At 36.4% G+C, this 22,944-nt stretch carries 22 protein-coding genes; all 22 read right to left on the reverse strand.

The window, feature by feature from the left end; all coding sequences use genetic code 11:
- Window positions 1-12: 12 nt before the first annotated feature.
- Entirely contained in the window at window positions 13-651 is a 639-nt protein-coding gene (locus tag LCM09_RS06995) for a YdcF family protein (protein WP_224879909.1), read from the reverse strand.
- On the reverse strand, window positions 626-838 hold the full coding sequence (locus LCM09_RS07000; protein WP_224879911.1) for a hypothetical protein: 213 nt from the start codon (window positions 836-838) through the stop codon (window positions 626-628). The genes LCM09_RS06995 and LCM09_RS07000 overlap by 26 nt, the downstream gene beginning before the upstream one ends.
- Window positions 835-960: a hypothetical protein gene (locus tag LCM09_RS20710; protein ID WP_263622836.1), complete on the reverse strand. Its 126-nt coding sequence runs from the start codon at window positions 958-960 to the stop codon at window positions 835-837. Before LCM09_RS20710 ends, LCM09_RS07000 begins: the two co-directional genes overlap by 4 nt.
- 20 nt (window positions 961-980) lie before the next feature.
- Window positions 981-2,807 carry a polysaccharide biosynthesis protein gene (locus tag LCM09_RS07005; protein WP_404800786.1) on the reverse strand — a complete coding sequence of 609 codons (1,827 nt, stop codon included), beginning with the start codon at window positions 2,805-2,807 and terminating at the stop codon, window positions 981-983.
- Window positions 2,808-2,867: 60 nt separating this feature from the next.
- The gene (locus tag LCM09_RS07010) at window positions 2,868-4,085 is read right to left on the reverse strand and encodes a DegT/DnrJ/EryC1/StrS family aminotransferase (protein WP_318246491.1); all 1,218 of its coding nucleotides are present in this window, start codon (window positions 4,083-4,085) and stop codon (window positions 2,868-2,870) included.
- Window positions 4,082-4,846, reverse strand: coding sequence for a GNAT family N-acetyltransferase (locus LCM09_RS07015; RefSeq protein WP_224879913.1), 765 nt, complete (start codon window positions 4,844-4,846; stop codon window positions 4,082-4,084). Before LCM09_RS07015 ends, LCM09_RS07010 begins: the two co-directional genes overlap by 4 nt.
- A gap of 23 nt (window positions 4,847-4,869) precedes the next feature.
- On the reverse strand, window positions 4,870-5,511 hold the full coding sequence (locus LCM09_RS07020) for a sugar transferase (protein WP_224879914.1): 642 nt from the start codon (window positions 5,509-5,511) through the stop codon (window positions 4,870-4,872).
- Window positions 5,508-6,566, reverse strand: coding sequence for a glycosyltransferase family 4 protein (locus LCM09_RS07025; RefSeq protein WP_224879916.1), 1,059 nt, complete (start codon window positions 6,564-6,566; stop codon window positions 5,508-5,510). Before LCM09_RS07025 ends, LCM09_RS07020 begins: the two co-directional genes overlap by 4 nt.
- A 111-nt stretch (window positions 6,567-6,677) precedes the next feature.
- Complete coding sequence (locus LCM09_RS07030; protein WP_224879918.1) at window positions 6,678-7,304, reverse strand: P-loop NTPase family protein; 627 nt, start codon at window positions 7,302-7,304, stop codon at window positions 6,678-6,680.
- The gene (locus LCM09_RS07035) at window positions 7,297-8,040 is read right to left on the reverse strand and encodes a YveK family protein (RefSeq protein ID WP_224879920.1); all 744 of its coding nucleotides are present in this window, start codon (window positions 8,038-8,040) and stop codon (window positions 7,297-7,299) included. Before LCM09_RS07035 ends, LCM09_RS07030 begins: the two co-directional genes overlap by 8 nt.
- A 393-nt stretch (window positions 8,041-8,433) precedes the next feature.
- Window positions 8,434-9,672 carry an O-antigen ligase family protein gene (locus tag LCM09_RS07040; protein WP_224879923.1) on the reverse strand — a complete coding sequence of 413 codons (1,239 nt, stop codon included), beginning with the start codon at window positions 9,670-9,672 and terminating at the stop codon, window positions 8,434-8,436.
- A gap of 216 nt (window positions 9,673-9,888) precedes the next feature.
- On the reverse strand, window positions 9,889-10,881 hold the full coding sequence (locus LCM09_RS07045) for a glycoside hydrolase family 55 protein (RefSeq protein WP_224879924.1): 993 nt from the start codon (window positions 10,879-10,881) through the stop codon (window positions 9,889-9,891).
- Between the two features lie 130 nt (window positions 10,882-11,011).
- Window positions 11,012-11,905, reverse strand: a complete 894-nt coding sequence (locus LCM09_RS07050; protein WP_224879926.1) for a hypothetical protein — start codon at window positions 11,903-11,905, stop codon at window positions 11,012-11,014.
- Window positions 11,906-12,069: 164 nt separating this feature from the next.
- Entirely contained in the window at window positions 12,070-13,110 is a 1,041-nt protein-coding gene (locus tag LCM09_RS07055; RefSeq protein WP_224879929.1) for an acyltransferase family protein, read from the reverse strand.
- 169 nt (window positions 13,111-13,279) lie between these two features.
- Complete coding sequence (locus LCM09_RS07060; protein WP_224879931.1) at window positions 13,280-14,512, reverse strand: glycosyltransferase family 4 protein; 1,233 nt, start codon at window positions 14,510-14,512, stop codon at window positions 13,280-13,282.
- A 72-nt stretch (window positions 14,513-14,584) separates the two neighbouring features.
- Window positions 14,585-15,688 carry a lipid II:glycine glycyltransferase FemX gene (locus LCM09_RS07065; RefSeq protein WP_224879933.1) on the reverse strand — a complete coding sequence of 368 codons (1,104 nt, stop codon included), beginning with the start codon at window positions 15,686-15,688 and terminating at the stop codon, window positions 14,585-14,587.
- Between the two features lie 101 nt (window positions 15,689-15,789).
- Window positions 15,790-16,413: a sugar transferase gene (locus tag LCM09_RS07070; RefSeq protein WP_224879935.1), complete on the reverse strand. Its 624-nt coding sequence runs from the start codon at window positions 16,411-16,413 to the stop codon at window positions 15,790-15,792.
- 101 nt (window positions 16,414-16,514) lie between these two features.
- Window positions 16,515-17,981 carry an oligosaccharide flippase family protein gene (locus LCM09_RS07075; RefSeq protein ID WP_224879937.1) on the reverse strand — a complete coding sequence of 489 codons (1,467 nt, stop codon included), beginning with the start codon at window positions 17,979-17,981 and terminating at the stop codon, window positions 16,515-16,517.
- 439 nt (window positions 17,982-18,420) lie between these two features.
- On the reverse strand, window positions 18,421-19,404 hold the full coding sequence (locus tag LCM09_RS07080) for an ATP-grasp domain-containing protein (RefSeq protein ID WP_224879938.1): 984 nt from the start codon (window positions 19,402-19,404) through the stop codon (window positions 18,421-18,423).
- 673 nt (window positions 19,405-20,077) lie between these two features.
- The gene (gene galU / locus LCM09_RS07085) at window positions 20,078-20,965 is read right to left on the reverse strand and encodes a UTP--glucose-1-phosphate uridylyltransferase GalU (RefSeq protein WP_224879941.1); all 888 of its coding nucleotides are present in this window, start codon (window positions 20,963-20,965) and stop codon (window positions 20,078-20,080) included.
- 101 nt (window positions 20,966-21,066) lie between these two features.
- The gene (gene rfbD, locus LCM09_RS07090; protein WP_224879942.1) at window positions 21,067-21,930 is read right to left on the reverse strand and encodes a dTDP-4-dehydrorhamnose reductase; all 864 of its coding nucleotides are present in this window, start codon (window positions 21,928-21,930) and stop codon (window positions 21,067-21,069) included.
- Window positions 21,923-22,942 (reverse strand): dTDP-glucose 4,6-dehydratase, encoded by a 1,020-nt coding sequence (gene rfbB / locus LCM09_RS07095; RefSeq protein ID WP_224879944.1) that lies wholly within the window; start codon window positions 22,940-22,942, stop codon window positions 21,923-21,925. The genes rfbD and rfbB overlap by 8 nt, the downstream gene beginning before the upstream one ends.
- Between the last annotated feature and the right edge of the window lie 2 nt (window positions 22,943-22,944).

The following is a 22,944-nucleotide window of genomic DNA, read 5'->3' on the forward strand; positions in this document are numbered from 1 at the left end:
CCTTTCTTTAAACTATGAGAAGAAATAGCTCTCAAATTTATACAGTTGTCTTTTCGCAAAAGCTCCATGAATACCTATGAAATTTCCAATTAGCTTAATGTACTCACTTCCAGTTACACCGATACTATACTTATCTGCCCACCACCGCTCTGGGAGATAGTCACTCTCTGTACTGATAAATGTTAATTCAATACCACCGTCATTAAAGGTACGATCATAAATTAGCTTTGTTCTTCTCATGTGGTAATCGGATGAAACAATAAGAGCAGAGGTCATATCCTCACTTTGCATCAATTCTTTTGAATATTTTGCACTGGCTAACGTACTTGTAGACTCATAATCTGTGTACACATTTTCGTAGGTTATCTCATCATTCACCCTCTTAAAATCAGCTGCGGAAAAACCACGAGCATTGGTTAAAACAATTTTATTAGAAAAGCCTTGTTCGATGAGAGTTAACCCCTTATCTACACGACCCTCTCCACCACTTAACACAAAAATGACATCAGCCTGTTTTGCTTGTTGGTCAATAACCAACCAACGACCAGCAAAAAGAAGGAAGAAGAAGGGGATGGCAAAAACTATCAACCAATAAACAGAATTCCTAGTCGACAATTTCTTAGTTTTATTTACAATTGGAGTGGGGCTCATTAGAATCACCCGTATCTTTTTTTGGGATGTATTCACTGTCTAGTAAATATTTAAGAAAGATGAACTTCAATTCATCTACAGTTTTCTCAGCAGTTAGAGTACTTCCTTTATTCCTTTCTATTTCTTTAACATACTGTCTGATTTCTAGAAAAAGTTCTCTGTACTCCGTTCCTCCCCCTTCTTTCAAGAAGGTGCATCCTCAATTACTAAATAATCCATGTATCTTATTCTTCCATCGAATTTCTCCTCTACTAGACTCAGCAAAATAGGAAATGGTAAAACATGAAGAACATTTTTTTTCGTAGACACTTGAAACGTAACCTCCCTCTTTAAATACTCACGGCTTCTGATCCTTTATGTGGAACAGGATGATTCGCAATCGATAAGAGTACCTCTCTTACAACGGACTTGTCCTTAGACCAACACTCATCTACCCTCTCAATTACTTCATTCACATTGACTTCAACTGACTTACCGATATAGATCTTAGGATAGATTTGCTTTTCTCGAACTTCATAATCATTGAGTAATTCCTCGTATAGTTTTTCACCGGGTCTCATCCCTGTGAACTCAATTCCTATATCGTCTGCTGAAAGACCTGATAACCGTATTAAGTTGTGTGCTAAGTCGAGAATTTTAACTGGGTCGCCCATGTCTAGAACAAAGATTTCTCCACCTTTAGCAAGAGCGCCAGCTTGAAGAACCAACTTTGAGGCTTCTGGAATCGTCATAAAGTACCGTTCCATTTCTGGATGGGTTATGGTGACAGGTCCGCCCTTTCGGATTTGTTCTTTGAACAATGGGATGACACTTCCCCGACTACCTAGTACATTTCCAAAACGAACAGCTACAAACCTTGTCTTACTTTTCTTATCAAGATTTTGAACAATCATTTCAGCTATTCGCTTGGTCGCTCCCATTACGCTTGTCGGATTAACAGCCTTATCACTTGAAATCATCACAAACGTCTCGACACCAGCTACATCAGCGGCTTCAGCTACATTACGAGTTCCGTAAACATTATTTTTAATCGCCTCTTCTGGGTTTCGTTCCATTAATGGTACATGTTTATGAGCCGCTGCATGGAATACAGCCTTTGGACGATAATGAACCATGAGTTTTAAAATTTTTTCACGATCCTTAATATCCGCAATTTCCGTGGTGAATCTAGTGTCCGTTCCAAAGTTTGTATTTAGTTCCATCTCAATTGAATAGATACTGTTCTCTCCATGTCCTAACAATATGATTTGAGAGGGCTGGTAACTTGATAGCTGTCTGCATATTTCTGAACCAATTGAACCTCCTGCACCAGTTACTAGAATCACATTTCCTTTTACAAGTTTCTCAATTGAATCTGTATCTAATTGGATTGATGGCCTCCCAAGTAAATCACCAATTTCAACATTTCGAATATCACTAACGGATACTTTGCCTGTTACAAGATCCTCAAACATTGGTATCATTTGAGTGGTGGCGTTTGTTTTGTTGCACTCCTGATAAATCTTGTGCAACTCTTTTTTACTTAATGAAGGGATTGCAATCACAATCGTTTCGATACCTAACTTCTCTACATTCTCAGTCAGAGAATCTGTGCCACCGACTACGGGTAAACACATAATATCAAGATTTTGCTTTCGTTTATCATCATCGATAAAAGCAACAGGCTGGAGTCCGCTTTCCTGGTTATATTTTAACTGCCGTGCAACGAGGGTTCCTGCGCAACCCGCCCCTACAATAAGTGTGGGTTTCATTTGTTTATAACTCTTTAAAGAGTTTCTTTCTTGATAAATTCTCCAAGAAAAACGTGTGCCACTAATTAAAAACAATTGAATCATCCATGTTGAAGCTAATACTCTAAAGAAAATGTCTTGCATGAAAACATACTGACAAAGTGCAGCTACTATGACAGATAAGCTTACAGCTTTGAGAATGATGATTAATTCCCCTATGCTCGCATATTCCCAAGCTCGTTTATACATCTTATAGTAATGTGCAAAGATGTGATGACTGAGTATGAGAGTAATCGAGATAACTAGAAGTGGTATTGTAAACACTTCAGATACAGGAAATAATGAGATGGTACTAATATAAACAGAAGTGAATACAATAACCGAGTCTAGTAACATAGCACTCCATAGCTTATTCTGTAACTTCAATCCTACCAGCCCCTTTACTTCCCTTTTCATTCTTTATAAAGAACGACCAGACATGACTCTTTATCTGAAACTTTCAATCCGGACCATAGGACTTTTTGACTTCTCCTGTAAGTTTTCTTTCAACACTGAAATTACCCTTTTTTGTTCTGCTTCCGTCATGTTCGTACCTGATGGGAGACAAATCCCTGTACGAAATAACTTTTCACTGACGCTCACATCATTTATCGAATGGGAATATAACCGATGGTTCTTAAATAATGGTTGGAGATGGAGTGGTTTCCAAAGCGGTCTTGCTTCAATATTTTCTCTTTCAAGTGCCTTCACGAAATCTTCTGGATACTTGCCCCATAGAGTTGGGTCGATGGTCATAGTGGTCAACCAACGATTATGGTACATCCCTTCCGCTTCTGGCATAAATGAAACTCCTTCAATATTCTTGAATGCTTCTTTATATTTGGTAAATAGCTTACGCTTCTTTTCCACCCTCTCATCGATTACTTGAAGCTGTGGAATCCCCATTCCAGCTAGTATATTACTCATCCGATAGTTGTACCCAACTTGACTATGTTCATAATGGAGGGCTTTATCTTTTGCTTGTGTAGCATAGTACCTTGCTTGATCAATCGCGTCTTGATCATTTGAAACCAGCATCCCTCCACCAGAAGTGGAAATAATTTTATTCCCATTAAACGAATAAACACCGTACTTCCCCATGCTGCCAGTTTTCTTATTTTTGTATAAACCACCCAATGATTCTGCAGCGTCTTCAATAACCGGAACATTGTAATAGTTACATATCGCAAGGATGTCATCCATCTTTGCACTTTGACCATATAGATGAACAACAATAACAGCTTTCGGTAATTTCTTCTCTTTCACAGCTTCTTCAAATGCTTGATGTAATGCAGTTGGCGACATATTCCATGTCTCAGGCTCCGAATCGATAAAGACTGGTGTTCCTCTTTCATACAAGATAGGATTAGCACTCGCTATAAATGTAAAGCTAGAACAAAAGACATGGTCCCCTGGTTCAACACCAATTAAACGCAGAGCAAGGTGGATAGCAGCAGTCCCAGAACTTACTGCAAGGGCCCCCTTTACATTCGTATAGGTTTTGATTTGATTTTCAAACGCATCTACATTTGGTCCAAGGGGTGCAATCCAATTGGATTCGAATGCTTTAGAGATATACACTTGTTCTTTACCGGTCATATGAGGTGGAGATAAGTAGATTCGTTTATGATTTTCTATATTCATAACCTCCCTTGTGATAGTCATATACCCCCCACCTGGTGTAATATGCCCTTCCTCATCCGATGACTTGTGCTTACCTTTTTAAATCCGTCTACAGAAGATTGTTTGCTCAGCAACAAGAGATTACGGTCTTCGTCAATCTCTTTTAGAGCAACAAGCAAATCCGTATCTAGTAAACATTTATCACTAATACGAAAATGTGAGCTATTAATGCGCCCTATCCCATACTCACCTATACTTGTTGCAATGTTGATAACTGAGAAACCATACTTACCATGATGTTCTTTGGCTTGATCAAAGTTAGTAATATGAAAATTTCCGCCTTCTCTTCGCTCTATCAGATTTTGTGGAGAAGTGTACCAGTGAGTTAAGTCAATTTGTTCAAAGCCCATTTTTTCATACCATGCTTTTGCAAATATGTTATCGTCGAACACATCAAGAGCAAGACATATCATTGATCGCCTTTCCAAAGAAGATAATCCGTGATGGTACAATTTGCGCCCAATTCCCAAGCCTCGTGCCTTCTTAGAGGTAGCAATATTGTTCAAAAATAGTTGGTTATCGGTTATCCTCCACTCTGTAAATCCAAGCAAATGATTTTCATAATATGCTCCGAAAAACTTCACATCCACTGAATTAGACATGCTTTTTTTTACAAATTCACTATATTTCGGAGAGCTATATATGGTAAGTGGAAAAACGTTATGTTTAATTCCCGATTCTATCAATCTAGAAATAGAGCCAGCATCCGTCTCAAGAAGTGGTTGAATTTGAAGACTCTTCATCTAAAGAACTCCTTTTTGTCGTATTAAACTTTGAGTTTCCGTTCCATATCAAAGTCCATTAAATGATCTCCTGGTACATCAAGAATACTCTCTCTTCGTAAGACTTTTACTACGGTTACCAACATAATCTTTATGTCTAACCAGGTAGTAGCTTCCTCAACATACTGGACATCAAGTTCAAATCGTTCTTCCCACTTAAGCGTATTTCTACCTGCTATTTGAGCAAGTCCTGTTATACCAGGTCTTACTTCGTGTCGCTTACGTTCTCTTTCTGAGTAATAAGGTAGGTATTTCACTAGCAAAGGTCTTGGACCCACAAGACTCATTTCTCCTTTTATGACGTTGATCAGCTGTGGAATCTCATCTAGACTTAATCTTCTAAGAATCTTCCCAGTACGAGTTAGTCGAACCGAGTCTGGGAGCAAACTGCCTTCCTTATCCCTTTCATCAGACATTGTGCGTAACTTATATACAGTAAAAACCTCATTTTTATAGCCTATTCTTTCTTGTTTGAAAAATATATGTGCCCCCAACTTAATCCTAATTGCAATACAAGCAATTAAGAGGAATGGAGATAACATCAGTAGAGTAAAAGCACTAATACTCAAATCAATTGCACGTTTCAAAACATCACCTCCATTCCATTCTTTATTGAGAACAATCATTTATGGCTAACCTGCATATACGCTTCCATCGTTCGTTCTACCATTTTTCCCATCGAAAATTCTGACTCTACTCTTTCTCTTGCACGCACAACTAACTGGCGGCTTATATCCTCATTTTCAAGTACATGATAAATAATGTCACAAAATTCATCTACACTATACTGTCTTACTAGGAAACCTGTTTCATTATGAATGACTGCTTCTTTTACGCCTCCTACCTCTACTGCGAGGAGGGGAGTGCCTGTAGCCATTGCCTCAAGCATTACCATGGGAAATACTTCTCTTTTTGAAGTTAATAGAAGCAAATCCATCTCCCTTATAAATTTTCCCGGATTAGAAACATTACCTAGTAACGTAATATTCTGTACTCCTAATGATTCGATTTGATTTATGATGGATGCATGTTCAGGTCCATCTCCAGCAATATAGAATTGAAGATGAGGAACATCTTTAAACTCATTCGCAACCTGGACAAAGAGCTTATGATTCTTTTCTTCAGATAACCTAGCCAAAATACCAATTTTGAAGTGAGTGCTTTTTTGTTTTGAGCTAAAATAAAACTTTTCTATGTCAACTCCATTATAAACAGTTGTGACTTTAGATGGTTGAACGCCTTTGTTTATGAGATTCTCTTTCTCAAATTCACTAACAGCAATGACCCGATCAACGTATTTATTGACGATACTAGCAAAAAGGAAAGAGTATTTCTCAAGCGCCGTAATATTGTGCTTTGTATAAATAATGGCAAAAGTTTTTTTTCTTCCGAGCGTTAACTTAACCATAAGAAGATACAATACCATACGTAAGCTATTAGCATGAGCCACCTCGATATCCCGTTTTACTATTAGTCTCCTGATACTTCTCACATTCGTTAAATGGTTGGTTCTGCTCATACAATAAAAATTCTCTTTATGTTTAATTTGAGATTGTAACTCACCTGGACCGGCAGCCGTGTAAACGGTAAAGTCTTGTGCATGTATTTCATTTTCAAGCCGACAAAAGTAATTCTCCGCTCCACCATGAATAAGTTTGTCCGTAAGAATTAAGAGATTCATACCCTGTCCTCCCTTTAGGTAGTATGTAGAACTCCTTTACTCTAGATGAAAGCTTTTTATTAGTATCAGAAAGATAAACGGATGAGATTAAAAATGCAAAGAAACCTCTAGTTAATGAGGTTGAAAAATCAATCCAGTTAGATGGATACCAGCTGTTTCCATATCCCTTTTCATTTCTTGAATTTTACTCTTCTTATCTTTGTGTTTCCTCACCACAACAACTACATCCTCGCAAACTTTTGCTAGCATTTGTATTTCAAGGTAATTCAAATAACTGTGTGATTCGATGATAGCAACATCACTGATTTCAGTGAGCTGCTGTTTTAACCATAAAAGCCTTTCTATTTGCCAGCTTTTAGAATTCATAATAGAAGGTCTTCCGTATGGTAAATAAGATAAATTTTTCACTTTAGTAGGATGGATGAACCTTGTTATATTACTACCCTTATGCAACGCATTAATTAATCCGAACTCTGCTGTTTCATCACTCTTTTCTCGAATATTCGCGTCAACCAACACAGTTCTCATTCCTTGTTCGGCGAACGTAGTAGCCATGTCAAATGAGAGAAAGGAATCATAAAATGAATGGTCAATAGACGTAATTAAAATACACCTTTGACCAACCCTCTTTTTTTGTCGAAGCTCTTCACTAATCATTTTTATTTGATTAATTCTAAGGCGGTAGCGAGCTTGCCCTTTCTTCGTCTTTCCATGGACCACTGTTTTCTGACTAGGCACGAGCTTCCCCTCCTTTATTCTCTCTAAAAACGATATCTTCATTTTTTGTTTTCCCATAAATCATCTGTTTTCTAATTTTGGTAGGTACTATATCTAACTCTCCTAGCACCTTTACACCCATCTGTGATTCAAGTTCTTTAGCGTTAGAGAAAGTATCATCGAACTGTTCCCTGAGAAGTGCCAATCCAATGCCAATTAATAAACCAACTGCAAAGCCGATTACGATATTAACAACTGGCTTATCGACTCGAGATAGTTTCGTTTCCCCTTCACTTTTACTTAGAAGCTCTATTTGGTTTACCTTTAGCAACTCTTCCATTTTTTCAACCGAAGTAGAAGCAATAGCGTGTGCTAATTCCTGAGCCTTTTCTGGATCATTACCCTTCGCAATTACATTAATAATTTGTGAGTTCCGTGTATTTTGAACAGAAACACTTTCTTCAATCTCGCTTTCTTTAAAATTAAAATTTGTTTTAACCGTATTATCAACAATTGGACTTTCGATGAAATCCATAGTTGATGCAAGAAGACGATCGATTTGTTGACCGTTTACTGAGGCACTATCTTCAGCAAACGTCCCAATAAGAATATATTCTGTAGCTTGATAGGTCGGCTTAATCAAAAACAAAGATGCCACTATGGCAATTGATGAAACAACCAGTGTGGTTATGATGATAGAAAGAAACCTTTTTCTCATAACCCTTAAAAACTGCTTTATATCCATTCGCTGCTCCATAATGACCTCCTAATTTAATGTTTTCATTCACCTTTCGTTCTTTTTAGAGAACTCTAACATAAGTATAGTCCCCCTATAGAAGAATGGAAAGGACTACTATCATCTATATATCTTCAAAAACAAGAGTAATACATGCTTTTTCTATTCTTTTCTCAATTTACCGCCGTTTCTCATAAAGAACAAAAAGAATGTTTTTGTTCTTTATAAAACACGAATTTAATCATTAATTCTTTGTTAACGCTACCCCAACCTCTAAAATTAGCTTAACGAGTTTAAATCTTTTATTGACGTTTCAGCATTGTTCCTAACGTTATATCACTGACTCTTAAAAAGGGAAGGATTGTTTTTTATTAACATTCCGAGTGTAAAAGTTCCTTTTTTAATTTCAAAAACTCATATGGCACGATCAGTTTCGATGTGTGAATCTACTGGGGGGGATTTGGTATCTCGATATTCACTTTGGTGAAGATAAGCCGACAAAATAGCTAAGAATAAGAAAAATATATCATTAAAAACGAGTGATAATGAAAGCATTTGTAAAAGATAACCAACAAAGGCCAGAAAAAGATAAGGCTTTGTGCGGTAAAGCTTACTTTCGAATAGTTGATAAAAAACAATTAGGATGAATAATAGATAAAAAAAGAGTCCAAAAACACCAGATTCAGAAAGGATTTCAAGAAAAGTATTGTGGGCTGCAAGACGATCGCCGTAATAAAAATAGTTGTATTCTTCAAAGTTAAAGGACCCTACTCCAGATACCATGTTTGTAGAAAAAAACTCTAAAGCACGCCCCCACAGATCAAACCTCCCACTTCCTTGATCAATCGAAAACTCTTCAACTCGAGACTCTAATAACGCAAACATATCAAAATTTAATTGCACAATGGCTATATAAGCAATCAAACTTAGTGAAATAATGAGCGTTCCTAAGAGTTTTAGCTGGGTGACAAACTTATTCATACTGATATAAAGGAAAAAAAGCAGGACAAGAGCAATCAGGCCTCCCCTTGAAAAAGTAAGTACTGAAGTAGTCAAGCAAAGAATCAAACCGGCCTTATTTTTCAAAGATTTACTATTACATAGATAGTAAGTGAAGAAGAGTGTATTATAAAAAACAAAGAAATTCGGATCCTGTAGAACTCCCATTAACCTTGGTGATTCCCTATCAAGTAAAAGGCCATAAGCTCTATAATCTCCATCTCCAAGACTATCTATCATTCTTAAGCCAAGAATATATAGAAACAAACTAATTAGATTAAATACAATACCTGCATACCCAAGAGCACTTTCAATGACCGATTCTTTCGAATCGCTTATGATTTCTTTAATAATTAAATAACAAAGCAAATACAGCCCTATTCCAACCATCACACGAAAGGAAGAAGTTGAATAAAGTGAAAACGCCCCAGAATACATGTACATAAAATAGAAAAAGAAAAAAAAGATTTCAAATAGTTGAAACTTATGAAAGTAAAATGAAGTTAGATGAAAGAACATAAATAGAAAACAAAAGATCATGTACGGTTTAATAGCAAAACCCACATAAATATAGTACTTTCCCATAGTAACGAATACCATTAACAAAAATATGATAAATGGACTTCTTTCTATGGCTAGAGAGGTTCTATCCATCCTTCACCCTCCTTGAAACTTTACTTTATTACTCGGCTTAACACTATAGACAAATCAATAAGTGTTTCTAACAGAGTTTCTTATAGCAATATCGTACTCTATAAAGAACGCCTTTATAAAAAAAATTTCTACAATAAACTGGTAGCAACTTATAAATTTTATTTTCTATAAAATTTTAATTAATCCTTTTGTATTTTAGAAATGTACTTTCACTTATTACCTTGATTCTAATACATTATTCTGATTACCTTTATTTACGATATATTCATGATTCAAATTTAAATCAATTCGATTGTAGGCTGATTTAGAATTCAATTCAATTAAAGAACTTCCAGGAGCAAGGTGAGCGTCCCACACTATTCCGTCAATACGATTAGAAGATCCAGTTACAACAATAGCTCTTTCTGTAACTTTTGAGATTTGAATTTGTAGATTGCTGAATTGATTTCCAGAGGTTTCATTTTTACCACTAACATCTCCACTTAATTCGATACAGCGAACACAATAGTCTAGCGTAATATTAGTAAAGCGGTTTCCGCTAATCCAAGTAGGTTCTCCAGCTTTTCCATTACTGGCTTCAATATGAATACCATTATAAAATCCATTGATGTTAAGATCTGATATGTTAACAAAGCTGATGTACTCGCCCTTCTTATTAGCAGATAAATAGATAGCAGTCCCTTGATGCTTTTCATTTAGATTAACAATTGTGAGATTATGCACACGCGTGCGTTCAGTAGACCAGTGTTGTGTATGCCCATCCATGTAAACAACTTCTGAAGTGAAAGTAGGAGAAACAACTTCAATAATCCCATTTGTGATAGAAGCATTTCGCTCCAATTCAAGTACGCGAAAGTCACCACTAACTTGAATTTTTGTATTCTGATCAAGTCTGAGTTCAACCTTTTCACGTATGATAAGTCCCTTCTCCAAAACATATGTCTTGTTCCCAGTGAGCCGTACTAAACCTATATCTGATTTAGCACTGAAGTCAATTGCCTTTTGAATAGCTTCTGCGTCGTCCTGTTCACCCTCCTCCCCCGCACCAAATTGTTCAGGTGTTACATACGTCACTTGACCTTTGTCCTCTGAGTACGTAGTTAAAGAAACCGCTTCGCTCTCCTTCTTTGTATATTGACTAAATTCAATTGATAAGAAAACACCGACAAAGAAAAATGAGATGGCGAGGAATACCGTTCTATTTTTCATTGTGCTCTCCCTTCTGGTTCAATTTATCCTTTTAGCAAGATTCATCTCCAAAATCAGGTTTTCCATTTCACCTGATTCAATCTTATGTAAAAACCATTCGGTAGAAGGACTCGAATGGTTTTCTATGAAATTAAGTGATCTCAATCTTGTTTCCAACACCATTATTCTGTATTTTGTTTAACGGAATAGTTTTCAATGCAACAGTATTATAAGAGCTGTTATTCGTTAGAATAACGATTGGTTGATTATGAGTAATAGTCGTAATATCCCATGCAATCCCATGAAACTCGTTATACTGACCAGTTACGGACAATACTCTAACAGTTGATGAAGATGTTTGTATTTGCAAATTATTAAATACATTACCACTACAATCATTTGGGTAAGTTACTCCTGCAAGAAGTCGAATGCAATGCACACAATCATCAATTACAAATTCACTGAAGGTATTTCCATTCACATAACTTATCCCGCTTTGTGGTGTTACTGCCTGAAGAAGAAGAGCCGTACCCAAGCTAACTAGTTTAATATTTTGAAACGTCACAAATGAAATTTCGTGGCCTGGCCCGTTTGAATACAATTTGATACCAGTTCCTTTATGAGTCCCACTCCAGTTCACTATCGTGACATCTTTCACTTTAGTTCTAAACCAGGAATTATAAAATTTATTCTTACCATCAAGATAAATAACCGCTGAGTTGAAAGCTGAATCTGCAATTGCAATATACGCACCTATGAGAGACGCATTTCTCTCAAGCTCAATAACTCTAAAATTACCTGATATGATAAAACGCGCTCCATAGCCAAAGCAGAGGCGAACACCTTCTTTAATGACGATCGGTTGCGTAATGGAATAATCACGATCTAAGAGTTGTACACTTTTAGTGTTGTTTACAGCCGCAAAATCGATTGCCTGTTGGATCATTTCTGCATCATTTTGTGCAGAGAAATCATCTGCAATAATCACGCTATAGTCCTCCTTCACCCGTAATAGATACGCATTAAAGCTGTGCGTTCTATACATAATATGAAGGTGGACAAACATCTGACAGACGTATCGCCTAAGTTACACTTCTATTTGTCAATTATTTACAATAGCATCTATTGTCAGATCTGTTATGATAATTGCTAGACTTTTCTAATATATGGAATTTAGAAAATAGCTTATCTTATTACTACTTATAGTAGTTAAACTGCTTTTCTCCTACTCTTATATACTTTTTCGCCCTTCATAGTTGTGTAGCGCTTCAATAGATAGGATTGAATTGGTTTTTCAATATAAAAAGTTACGAGGGAAGCAAGCAATATTGAGATTAGTATAGGTATTACAATGTAAAGAGGATGCGTCAAATTCCAACTGTCCATATTATTCAAAATAACATAACCAATATTTTGATGAACCAAATATAAACTGTATGAAATTGTTCCCAAAAATACTAATCCTTTATGATTTAGGAAATGCAACTTTCCCAAAACAATGAAATAGAACAAGATGAAGAACGAGAGTACGATCGATCCTAACAAAACACCATTTAATAAGAATTCGTATACTAAACAAAGAATCAGCACACCGTAGTACTTCTTATGATAGTTGGTTCTCAATAGATAAAACATAATACCGGCTATAAACAAATGACAAAAATTTAATATACCCATGAGTTCAATATAGCTTCTCAGATTTTGATATAAAGCATCAGGTATAGTTAGATGAATAAACCCTACTGATAGCCATAGTAATGAGAAAACCTCTATCTTATTCAATAGCTTCCAAAAAAACAAAAGAGCCATAATGAAATAAAATGTAAGTTCTATGGTTAAGCTCCAGTAAGCACCATCTACGTAGGGCACATTTAAAAATCCACTAAGCATACTTAAATTGATGATTGCTTCGTTTAAACCCACTTCTTGACCTGCCAATCCAAATACGGCGACAATTGTAAAAGTCAATAGAACTCCTATAATATAAGCCGGATACAGTCTTATTACTCGTTTAATTCCAAAGTCACTTAACTTCGTACACTTATCTAACGTTAAATAAATAACAAAGCCACTTATGATGAAAAAGAGATTTACACCAAGATAACCATACTTAAATTCGAAATCACCAAACATTTCATTCCGAGGATAGAAATCATTATATCTAGTAGTATAATGATAAAAAACAACTGCCAATGCGGCTAACCCTCGGATCGCATCTAATTCAAAAAATCGTTGTTTGGTATTTGTCATCACCTTTCCCTCCCCCCACACTTTTCTGCGAAGTTTTATTCTTCCTTTTCATGATAATGACTAGAAAGGTAAGTTCTTCACAATAGTAAAAACCCTACGTAATAACGCATTTGAAAATGAGGAGGTTCTATCGTTTTAACAGTACAATCTAAAGTTCCTCTAGTACTCGTCATATAGAAACACTTTCTACGACTGAATATATTTCTTGATAACTCGTTCTTCGATCAAATTTTTCTTCTGCTAATTTTCTTGCATTCATTCCGTAAGTTGCTCTTAAATCGCTGTTATTGTATAGCGATTCAATTAGATCTGCGAGTGCATCGACATCTCCTGGAAAGTAATTGTATCCAATTTCCCTACCAGTAACGATGTCACAGAACTCTTTATTAAGACTACTGTTTACTACCGGTAGCCCCGCTGCTACGTAATCACCGATCTTGTTCGTTATACTTTGTTGCGCCCCCTTTGTAATCGCATTGGCAGCAACGTCTGATTTCACGAGAATAGGAACCATTTCTTCGTAGGGTAAATGCCCCATGAAATGCACGGGAGCATTGAGGTCAGTTGCCAATTGTTCATATTTCGACCTGAAAGGACCATCTCCCATAACCTTAAAGACAATAGAATCAAACCCCTTCTTCTTCAACTTTGCTACTGCTCTTATAACGGTTGGTATGTCATAGCTATAGCTGAATGTTCCAACATACGTAATCCAGAACTCTCCTGGTTTCTTATGAACGTGATCGTCTTTGCAGGCATCAAAGTGACTCAGGTCCGTTCCGATAAAGACTGGTAAAAAATCTTTCGCATGCCGATTCACTTTCTCAACACGATCGATATAACTCTGCGAAACACCGACAACGGAATCCGCAAGTTGATAAATACGATTCGCATAGAGTGTTAATGGAAAAAGCAATGCATCCGTAACAGGATCAGGAAATTTCAACGTGTTCTTAATCGACTCAGGCCATACATCCTGAACATCAATGATAAAAGGGATGTTATTCTTCTTAGCGAACTTTCCTACTTCATAAGCTGCCCCCATCATCGGATAGGCACAGTAAATTACATCTGGTTTCTTATCAAGTTCCTTTAAGAATACGGAGAGCTGCTTGGCAAAATGTCGATGACTCCAAACCCGATCGAACCCTACGTTTTTTGTATAGCCGAGCTCAGGAATAATCTTCACTTCGTAAGGTAGCGATTGTTCCGCAATGAAGTTTACATCTCTGAACTTCTTTTCTTTATGCTTAAAGCTGCTCGTTACAAGTGTGACATGGTGACCGATTTCGCTGAGCTTTTTGGCGATGTAACTAAACCGGTTAAACCCTTTCTCTCCAGGTAGATTAGTAAAAGGCGCAACAAGCAGCACATCTTTTTCTGCTAGATTCATAGCATTCATCCGTCCCCTCATCAGTTGATATCAAGCAAGAGATCTCATTTCAAACGGTATGACTATCTATTCTTTCCACCACTAGTGTCTTTGGTGATATTCAGCTATTTTGTTTTGAACCTTGTCTAAGTGTCGATAAACTGGAAAAAAACCTTGTAAACCGTTAGGAACTGTAGAAGCAAGCTCACGATAGATCGTTTGATTATGCACTTGTTTGCCGATATAAAAGGGCAATGCGCCATTTCTATTAAATCGCTTTTTGAATTTATAGAGACTATCATGATTTCCTTCATATCCACCACCTAAATGCATGGCTTTAAACCCTTTCTTCTTTGCCCATTTAACGGCGTAATCCACAATGAAGTTATTGGTAGCGAAGCGTAAATAATCCTCGTCAGACCCTAATAAATGATAGTGGATATAGTCATCACCCCATATAAAGAGAACAGACATGACGACTTTCCCTTCTTCTGTCAGCACCTCGATCAATTCAACATGACTCTTCAAGAGATCCATGGTATTTTGAAAATATGAGCTAGAGAAATGATAGTAATTCTTTGCTCCTGTCTTCTCCATGGTAGCGTTGTATAGCCTTTGAAACTCTTGCAATTCGTTTCGATTCCCATGTTTGATGCGAAAGTCGTAGCTCTTTGATTTCCGAATTCGGTTTCTATTTTTCGTATCATAATTCGCCCAAATCTCGTCATAATCTCTTGTTAGATCTACAAATATCGTTTCTCGAATGTGGGTTTTCTCAATCCCTGGAATCAGTTCATGATTTTGGTACAAAGGATGAAATCGAATGAATTCTGAAATGATATTCGTGGCTCTACAATAGTCTTTGAACACGAGAGTGAATCGAGACAGCAGTTCACATAATCGCTCTTTATTCTTTACATTAGAAATTGGACCTCCATATCCATAAGGCGTTGTAATGTCATAGAGGTCACCATACTTTTGTGTGACCTTCTTTAGGTAAGAAAGCTTGTTTAAATTCCTTACTAGGTAAGGGTAATAAACAAAATCCTCGCCTTCTTCGTACAAGAAAAGCTGAGCGATTCCATCACCATTCTTCTCATGAATTTCACAATACTCAGGAGTAAAATATACGTCCTTATGATCCAACTGGTTTAAATAGTCGTGCCATACCTTTTTATCATTTAGATTTAGTACCGTGAATCCCATAAAATTCCCCCAAATCAAAGTCATGTACTTTTTCCTTATTTACCATGTAATGACCACCATCAACTAGGTAAGGAAGACTTCAAGAATTATGTAGCAGGTTCTTATTGCACTTCCCCTTCTTTACTCACAGAGTCTTTGCGCGCCAAATCAAGATTAATGAGGTGTTTGCCTGGGTCTTCCTCAACATTCTCTCTCTTCAAAACTTTTATGATTGTTAAGATAGCAATTTTCATATCGTATCGGAATGACAAATTCTCAACATAATGTACATCCAATGCTAGTCGCTCGCCCCATTCAAGTTGATTTCTACCAGTGATTTGAGCTATTCCTGTTATCCCTGGTCGGACCAAGTGTCTCTTTCGTTCTCTCTCTTCATAATAAGGTAAGTATCTAGGCAACAACGGTCTTGGGCCGATAAAACTCATATCTCCCTTTAGCACATTGATTAATTGTGGAAGTTCATCGATGCTCCACTTTCTAAAAATCCGTCCAAAGGAGGTAAGCCTTTCTGAAGAAGGCAACAGCATTCCATTACAATCACACTCATTTGTCATCGTGCGAAACTTATAAATAATAAATGGTTTTTCTTTATAACCGATTCGCTCTTGTCTAAAAAGAATAGGTCTACCTATTTTCATCATGATGAGAATACTCACCACGATAATAAGGATCGAAAGTAATAGAATGAGGATGACGCTAAACAGTACATCACAAAATCGCTTCATGCTCTCTCCCCCATCAAGTTCATTATAAAGAACAGGCGAATATAAAAACTAAAAGCGCATTACCTAATTCCTCCACGTTATGATATTGATTTAAATCAACACTAGAGTCCATCTTCTACACGCTTTGTTCTTCTTACCTTCCCCCGGTTTATAACGCCCTTGTTTGTTAGATAGGTGATAATCGATTGATTTACTTGTTTATCTAACAAAATGTAGCTGACAATGATGACGTATTGAACGAAGGCTGCAAGAATTGGAAGATTACTGAATACTAAACCACCTACTACTAAACTTCCTAACAAGATGATAATGAACGGAAATATTTTTTTCGCTACAAGTGCTCGATTTGGAGAGACGATCCAAAATCCAATTAACGCAATGACCTCAATCAAGATACATGCCCATGCTGCACCGATTATTCCAAAGGTTTGGCTTAACGTCCAATATAGAACGGCTGCACCTAATACAGTAATGAGCTGAACAATCATCCTTTGCGTTTGTCGTGCTCGGGTCGTCAATCCATCGGCGAGGGCTATTGTGATCCCCTGAAGAAATAACACGATTGAAATGAGCTTCAATAAATTTGCAGCACTTCCCCACTCCCCTCTAAATAATAATTGAATAATAGGCTCAGCAAAATAATAGAGAGGAACCGTCATCGCCATACCAACTAACCCCATTGCCTTCATTTGAATCATATTGAGCGATGCATGTTTATCGATAAGGTTACTATTGTAATACCGGAATAGGACTGGATAAAAAGCGCCGGCAACGATAAAAGGAAGCTGGAGTAGCGCCTGCGGAATACGATAAGCTACTGCAAACAGACCAACCTCAGAAAGGGATACTGTCTTTTCTAACAAAATAGGACCCAACTGAGGTAGGATAACAAACAACAAACCTGTTATCGTGAACGATAATAGTTGATCAAACAATCCCCTATGGAATGAACAGCGAATTGGAATCTTCGTAAACCTTAGAACGAGAACGATTCCAAGTAAGCCTGATAACAAATAAGATGTGCCGTACGCTATATAGATTAGAGAGGGATCCCATTTAAAAATCATGCCGATTGTAATTGATAAAACTAGTAATAAAGAGGATGTGATTCGAATCATTCCAGAGTATTGCATTTTTTCAATGAGTTGAAAGTAAGTGGATGAGATACTCTGCATGGAAACACCGATAACAAAAGGAATGATTAGCAAGTAAGACGTTTTGAGTAGCATAGCATCTTCTCTGTGGAGTGAATGAATCAGGATGAATCCTACAATAAACGTCGCTACAAGCAAGATCAACCGCAATTTGATGTAAGAGGACATGACAACAGGAACATTTGCTTCATGCTTAGAACCTTCTCTTAAGACAATTTTACTTAGTCCTGCATCAGTGAAATACGCCATAATCATCGCGAAGGCAAGAGCAACACTGAACAGCCCATAGTTAGATGATTTAAGGTAGGCTGCAAGTACAATAAGGGCACCCGCATTTAGCGCACTTGCAAGAGCTGTACTATAAAGGAGATGTACAATATTCATAACGATTGAATTTCCGTTCGTTTTTTTCATATAACGGCCACCTTATTTACGAATAGGTTCGCCTGACAAAATCCCTCTACACCTTTAATCGGTCAATCTCTTGTTTATTCTTTTGTTCTTTTTAGAGAACTATACTATATAGTATAATAGGGTTTTGGGGGATTGGGAAATTGGGAATTTGTCTAAAAAAGCTTCCTCGCGTGGAGTTTTCTTCCATAACCTTTCCCAAACTCACCAAAGCTCCGTTTTCCATAAAGAATAATTTTTGTTCACTATATAAAACGATATCATTACTCGAATACTACTTTACTAGTGAGTAATAATCTTTGGTTAGTGCAGTAAACTGAGAGACAAGAACATATTCAACCTTTTCAACTTCATTTAAATTAGGAATTCTTAATCTCACATACCTGCTTTAGATAGGCAAATCTCAAACCCCTCTTTCCGACCTATCGCTTTCAAACTCCATTTAATAGTTGATTGGATTCATATCTTCATCAAGACAAATGCTTCTATCAAATCGGATAAATGTCAGATTGTCTCGGTAATCCTCGTTATACTCTAGTTTTTCACCTAGTAGAAGTCTGAAGAGATTCTCACATGAATCTGCGCCACTTTGGATGCTCATTGGCGCACCCCCACCAAATCGTGGATTTATCTCGATGAATTCGATTCCCTTTTCTGTCTTCATAACTTGTACAGTTATGTGCCCAATGGGTTTAAGGATCTTCATTACCTTTGTTACTTCATCTATAATTTCACGATCCTTAATAATTTTCCCTTTCGATATCTCCCCACTTCTTGTAGCAATGCGTAATCGTGGGACCACGGTAATAATGTTACTATCAAAACCTAGAAAGACATCAATCGTGTATTCATCGCCCTCCATATAATCCTGAATGATAGGATCCTCAACAACGTTTAGAGAATTTTCTAATTCACTCATGTTTGTGACTTTGAACGTATCTATGCTAGAACTACCGGATTTGGGTTTGATGAAAAGAGGAAATGCGAAATTACCACTATTAATGTCTTGAACAGAGTACATTCTAGGAATTTGAAAATCATTACTCTCTAGAAAAAGCTGTGTGTTGATCTTATCTCTACAAATCCTAATCACTTCTTTATCCGAAATAAGAACCTTTGCTCCAGTACATTCCTCAATTCTTTCCCTGTTTTCCGCAAGCAAGATTAGATCACTATCGATTGTAGGCACGATTAAAGCAACATTTTCTATTAAACATGTACCTATAATAGCTTCGATATAATTCGGTTCACTAATGCGTGGAAGTTTACACGCTTTATCTGCGAGATAAAGCGCAGCCGCAGTATCAGAACAGTCTGCTGCGACAATCGCACTTTTAATATTTAGTGTCTTAGCAGCTTTTTGAAAACAATTTACGAGTTCGACCCGTCTCCCAGCACTCAGAATTAGAACATTGATTTCGCCCATTTTTATCTCCTTCTTCTGCTTGTATTATATAAAGGCAGATATTCTGGTTAAGATGTAATCAATACAAAATCTAATATTCTAACTATTATAACGCTTTTTGTTGAAAATGTTTAGGGATTGGTACTAGCATAGGTTACTCTGTGCAGTATAATTATTATAAAAATAAATAACAAAGTAACGAACACAAAAACGCAGTCCACTTTCCAATGGTATTAATACAAGGTGACCACTTATAATCTTTGAAAACGAAAGAGTAAAAGTACATACCCAAAAACTTAAAAATAACTGCTACTTGTTTTTTACTTGAGATTTAAACAAACCAATTCACACAAAGAACATTATAGCTCATTCTTCACTTCACGATGTGAATATTCTATAAATCCGTCCAAGATCCTTATTAATAACAAATGAATCTCTTCACTCTAACTCTAATTTTCTTATGAAATAAGTCAATCACTACCCTTATAAACCAACTAATATAATTCGAAAAGTTTTTTTATACTAAAGGAGTTTCTAAGAGAAAGAATTATTCACCCACAAAAAAGCACACTGATAAATCTTCTGAAGATCCATCAGTGTGTGATACAAGGAACTAAATCGATCTTCATATTTTTTGCAGACGATTTAGCTATAAACTTTTCTTTTTAAAATCTTTTAAAACCTATAACCTAAATCAGCTGTAAACAAGTTCTTTATTCACAACTTCCTTAAGATATTTCATCACTTCAGTCTGAAGGTCTTCTCTCCTTAAAGCAAAATCAACTGTTGCTTTTATAAATCCGAATTTATCGCCAACATCATAGCGATACCCATCAAACTCATGAGCGATAACTGCTTGAGATTCATTCAATACCTTAATTGCATCTGTCAATTGGACTTCACCACCAGCGCCTGTAGGTAATGTCTCTAGAATTTTAAATATCTCTGGCGTTAATACGTAGCGACCAAGAATCGCATGTCTAGACGGCGCTTCTTCAATAGATGGCTTTTCAATAAACGTTTCAACAGGGATGACCCTTTCTTCCAACATTCCCTCTTTAGGGGCAATAATACCATACTTAGAAACATTATCCTTAGATACTTGTTGAACTCCTACAACCGAACTATTATACCGATTATAGACATCCATCAATTGACCAATACAAGGTTTTTCAGAGCGAACGATATCGTCTCCTAAAAGTACTGCAAATGGCTCATCACCAATAAAGCTCTTCGCACAACCAATTGCGTGACCAAGCCCTTTTGGTTCTTTTTGACGTATGTAATGAATATTTGCCAGGTTCGAGATTTTATGCACTTCTTCATACATCTTATGCTTTTGCTTCTTAGTAAGCGTTTCTTCTAATTCATATGATTTATCAAAATGATCTTCAATGGCACGTTTTCCACGCCCACTGACAATTATTATGTCTTCAATACCTGCACGCACTGCCTCTTCCACAATATATTGAATGGTAGGCTTGTCTACTATTGGAAGCATTTCTTTTGGTTGAGCTTTAGTTGCTGGTAAGAATCTAGTTCCGAGACCTGCAGCTGGAATAATTGCTTTTCTTACTTTCATAAATATCCTCCCTTTCGATAAATGGAGTTTAAATTTTCAAAAATCATTAATAATAAAGAGCATGTCTTTATACAAAGTATTTAGACATACTCATTTTACTTTTATTTATTTCCTTCGATAGCTAATTCTTTAATAAAGGTTCTAAGAGCTTCACGCCAATTTCTCATTTCAGGAAATTCATTAAGTCTTAAACTCATATGATCAAATACTGAATTAGTCGGTCTTTTTGCTGGTCTCGGAAACTCTTCAGTTCCAACGGGAGTTACTTTCATATCAAAGCCAGCCTCCTCAAAAATCGCTTTTGCAAACTCATACCATGTGCAGTTTCCGGAATTAGAACAATGATAGGTTCCATATTTTTCAGTTCTAATTAATCTAGATATACAATGAGCTAAATCAACTGTATAGGTAGGGCAACCTCGCTGATCGTTTACTACATTAAGTTCCTTTTTGTCTTGGGCCAAGTTCAACATAGTTTTCACAAAGTTTTTCCCATACAAACCGAATACCCAAGAAGTTCTAACAATAAAAAACTTTGAAGTTAAAGCTCTAACAAAATCTTCTCCAGCTAATTTTGATTTACCATACACTCCCAATGGAGAGGTTGGTGAGAACTCATTATATTCCCCATTACTTTCCCCATTAAATACATAATCCGTACTTATATATACTAATTTTGCGCTATACTTCTCTGAAATAGAAGCTATATTACGCGTCCCAATAGCATTGACCTTATATGCTTCATCTGCATCCGTTTCTGCTTTATCAACATTAGTGTAAGCCGCACAATGAATAACTATAGAAGGTTTAATTTCTTCAAAAACTTTGGAAACATTATCGAGCTTAGTAATATCTAGTTGCTCTCTACTATAACCATATACTTCATATCCATTTTTAGAAAATAGGATTTCAACATCTTTACCTAGTTGACCGTTACTTCCAGTTACTAAAATAACTTCAGACATTCACTTTTTCTCCGTATTGGTTAGAATAGTAATTTTTATATTCTCCGGACTTGATATTCTTCCACCATTCTTGGTTGTCAATGTACCATTGAATAGTCTCTTCAATGCCAGTATCAAAAGTATATTCTGGTTGCCACCCCAACTCATTTGTTAATTTCGTAGGGTCAATTGCATAACGACGATCGTGTCCAAGTCGATCATCTACATATTTAATTAACTCAGGTGCAACACCTAGTTTTTCTACTATTAGATGAACAATTTCATTATTAGTTCTTTCATTGTGCCCACCAACGTTATAAACCTCTCCTGAATTTCCTTTATGAATAACTAAATCAATTGCTGCACAATGATCTTTAACATGTAACCAATCTCGAACATTTTTACCGTCTCCATAGATTGGAAGTTCTCTACCTTCTAAAGCATTCGATATCATTAAAGGTATTAGTTTTTCTGGAAAGTGGTAGGGACCGTAATTGTTTGAACAACGAGTAATGTTAACATTCAGGCCAAACGTCTCATGATATGATTGCACTAGCATATCTGCTCCAGCTTTACTTGCTGAATAAGGGCTATTTGGATTAAGTGGTGTATCCTCAGTAAAGTAGCCAATTTCACCTAACGATCCGTATACTTCATCTGTTGATACCTGAACATATTTTTGAATATTATTATCTTTTGCTACATCCAACAATGCTTGGGTGCCAAGAACATTCGTTTGGCTAAATATAGCAGGGTCTGTGATGCTACGGTCTACATGAGACTCAGCTGCAAAATTGACAATTATATCAATTGAATTGGATTTCACAACGTGATCAACAAGTTCTTTATTGCCAATATCCCCTTTAATAAACGAATAATTAAGCTTATTTTCAAGGTCAGTTAAATTCTCTAAATTTCCAGCGTATGTAAGTAGATCATAATTAACAACATTATTAGTAGGGTATTTTTCAACCATGTAACGTACAAAGTTGCTACCAATAAACCCTGCTCCACCTGTGATTAATAAATTCATAA

The sequence above is a fragment of the Guptibacillus algicola genome (assembly GCF_020171805.1).
Classification (GTDB): domain Bacteria; phylum Bacillota; class Bacilli; order Bacillales; family Guptibacillaceae; genus Guptibacillus; species Guptibacillus algicola.

Excerpts from the sequence above, each read along its gene's own strand:
- LCM09_RS06995 (WP_224879909.1), bottom strand. The coding sequence starts at position 651 with ATGAGCCCCACTCCAATTGTAAATAAAACTAAGAAATTGTCGACTAGG.
- LCM09_RS07010 (WP_318246491.1), bottom strand. The coding sequence starts at position 4,085 with ATGACTATCACAAGGGAGGTTATGAATATAGAAAATCATAAACGAATC.
- LCM09_RS07015 (WP_224879913.1), bottom strand. The coding sequence starts at position 4,846 with ATGAAGAGTCTTCAAATTCAACCACTTCTTGAGACGGATGCTGGCTCT.
- LCM09_RS07020 (WP_224879914.1), bottom strand. The coding sequence starts at position 5,511 with ATGATTGTTCTCAATAAAGAATGGAATGGAGGTGATGTTTTGAAACGT.
- LCM09_RS07025 (WP_224879916.1), bottom strand. The coding sequence starts at position 6,566 with ATGAATCTCTTAATTCTTACGGACAAACTTATTCATGGTGGAGCGGAG.
- LCM09_RS07035 (WP_224879920.1), bottom strand. The coding sequence starts at position 8,040 with ATGGAGCAGCGAATGGATATAAAGCAGTTTTTAAGGGTTATGAGAAAA.
- LCM09_RS07040 (WP_224879923.1), bottom strand. The coding sequence starts at position 9,672 with ATGGATAGAACCTCTCTAGCCATAGAAAGAAGTCCATTTATCATATTT.
- LCM09_RS07045 (WP_224879924.1), bottom strand. The coding sequence starts at position 10,881 with ATGAAAAATAGAACGGTATTCCTCGCCATCTCATTTTTCTTTGTCGGT.
- LCM09_RS07050 (WP_224879926.1), bottom strand. The coding sequence starts at position 11,905 with ATGTATAGAACGCACAGCTTTAATGCGTATCTATTACGGGTGAAGGAG.
- LCM09_RS07055 (WP_224879929.1), bottom strand. The coding sequence starts at position 13,110 with ATGACAAATACCAAACAACGATTTTTTGAATTAGATGCGATCCGAGGG.
- LCM09_RS07060 (WP_224879931.1), bottom strand. The coding sequence starts at position 14,512 with ATGAATGCTATGAATCTAGCAGAAAAAGATGTGCTGCTTGTTGCGCCT.
- LCM09_RS07065 (WP_224879933.1), bottom strand. The coding sequence starts at position 15,688 with ATGGGATTCACGGTACTAAATCTAAATGATAAAAAGGTATGGCACGAC.
- LCM09_RS07070 (WP_224879935.1), bottom strand. The coding sequence starts at position 16,413 with ATGAAGCGATTTTGTGATGTACTGTTTAGCGTCATCCTCATTCTATTA.
- LCM09_RS07075 (WP_224879937.1), bottom strand. The coding sequence starts at position 17,981 with ATGAAAAAAACGAACGGAAATTCAATCGTTATGAATATTGTACATCTC.
- LCM09_RS07080 (WP_224879938.1), bottom strand. The coding sequence starts at position 19,404 with ATGGGCGAAATCAATGTTCTAATTCTGAGTGCTGGGAGACGGGTCGAA.
- galU (WP_224879941.1), bottom strand. The coding sequence starts at position 20,965 with ATGAAAGTAAGAAAAGCAATTATTCCAGCTGCAGGTCTCGGAACTAGA.
- rfbD (WP_224879942.1), bottom strand. The coding sequence starts at position 21,930 with ATGTCTGAAGTTATTTTAGTAACTGGAAGTAACGGTCAACTAGGTAAA.
- rfbB (WP_224879944.1), bottom strand. The coding sequence starts at position 22,942 with ATGAATTTATTAATCACAGGTGGAGCAGGGTTTATTGGTAGCAACTTT.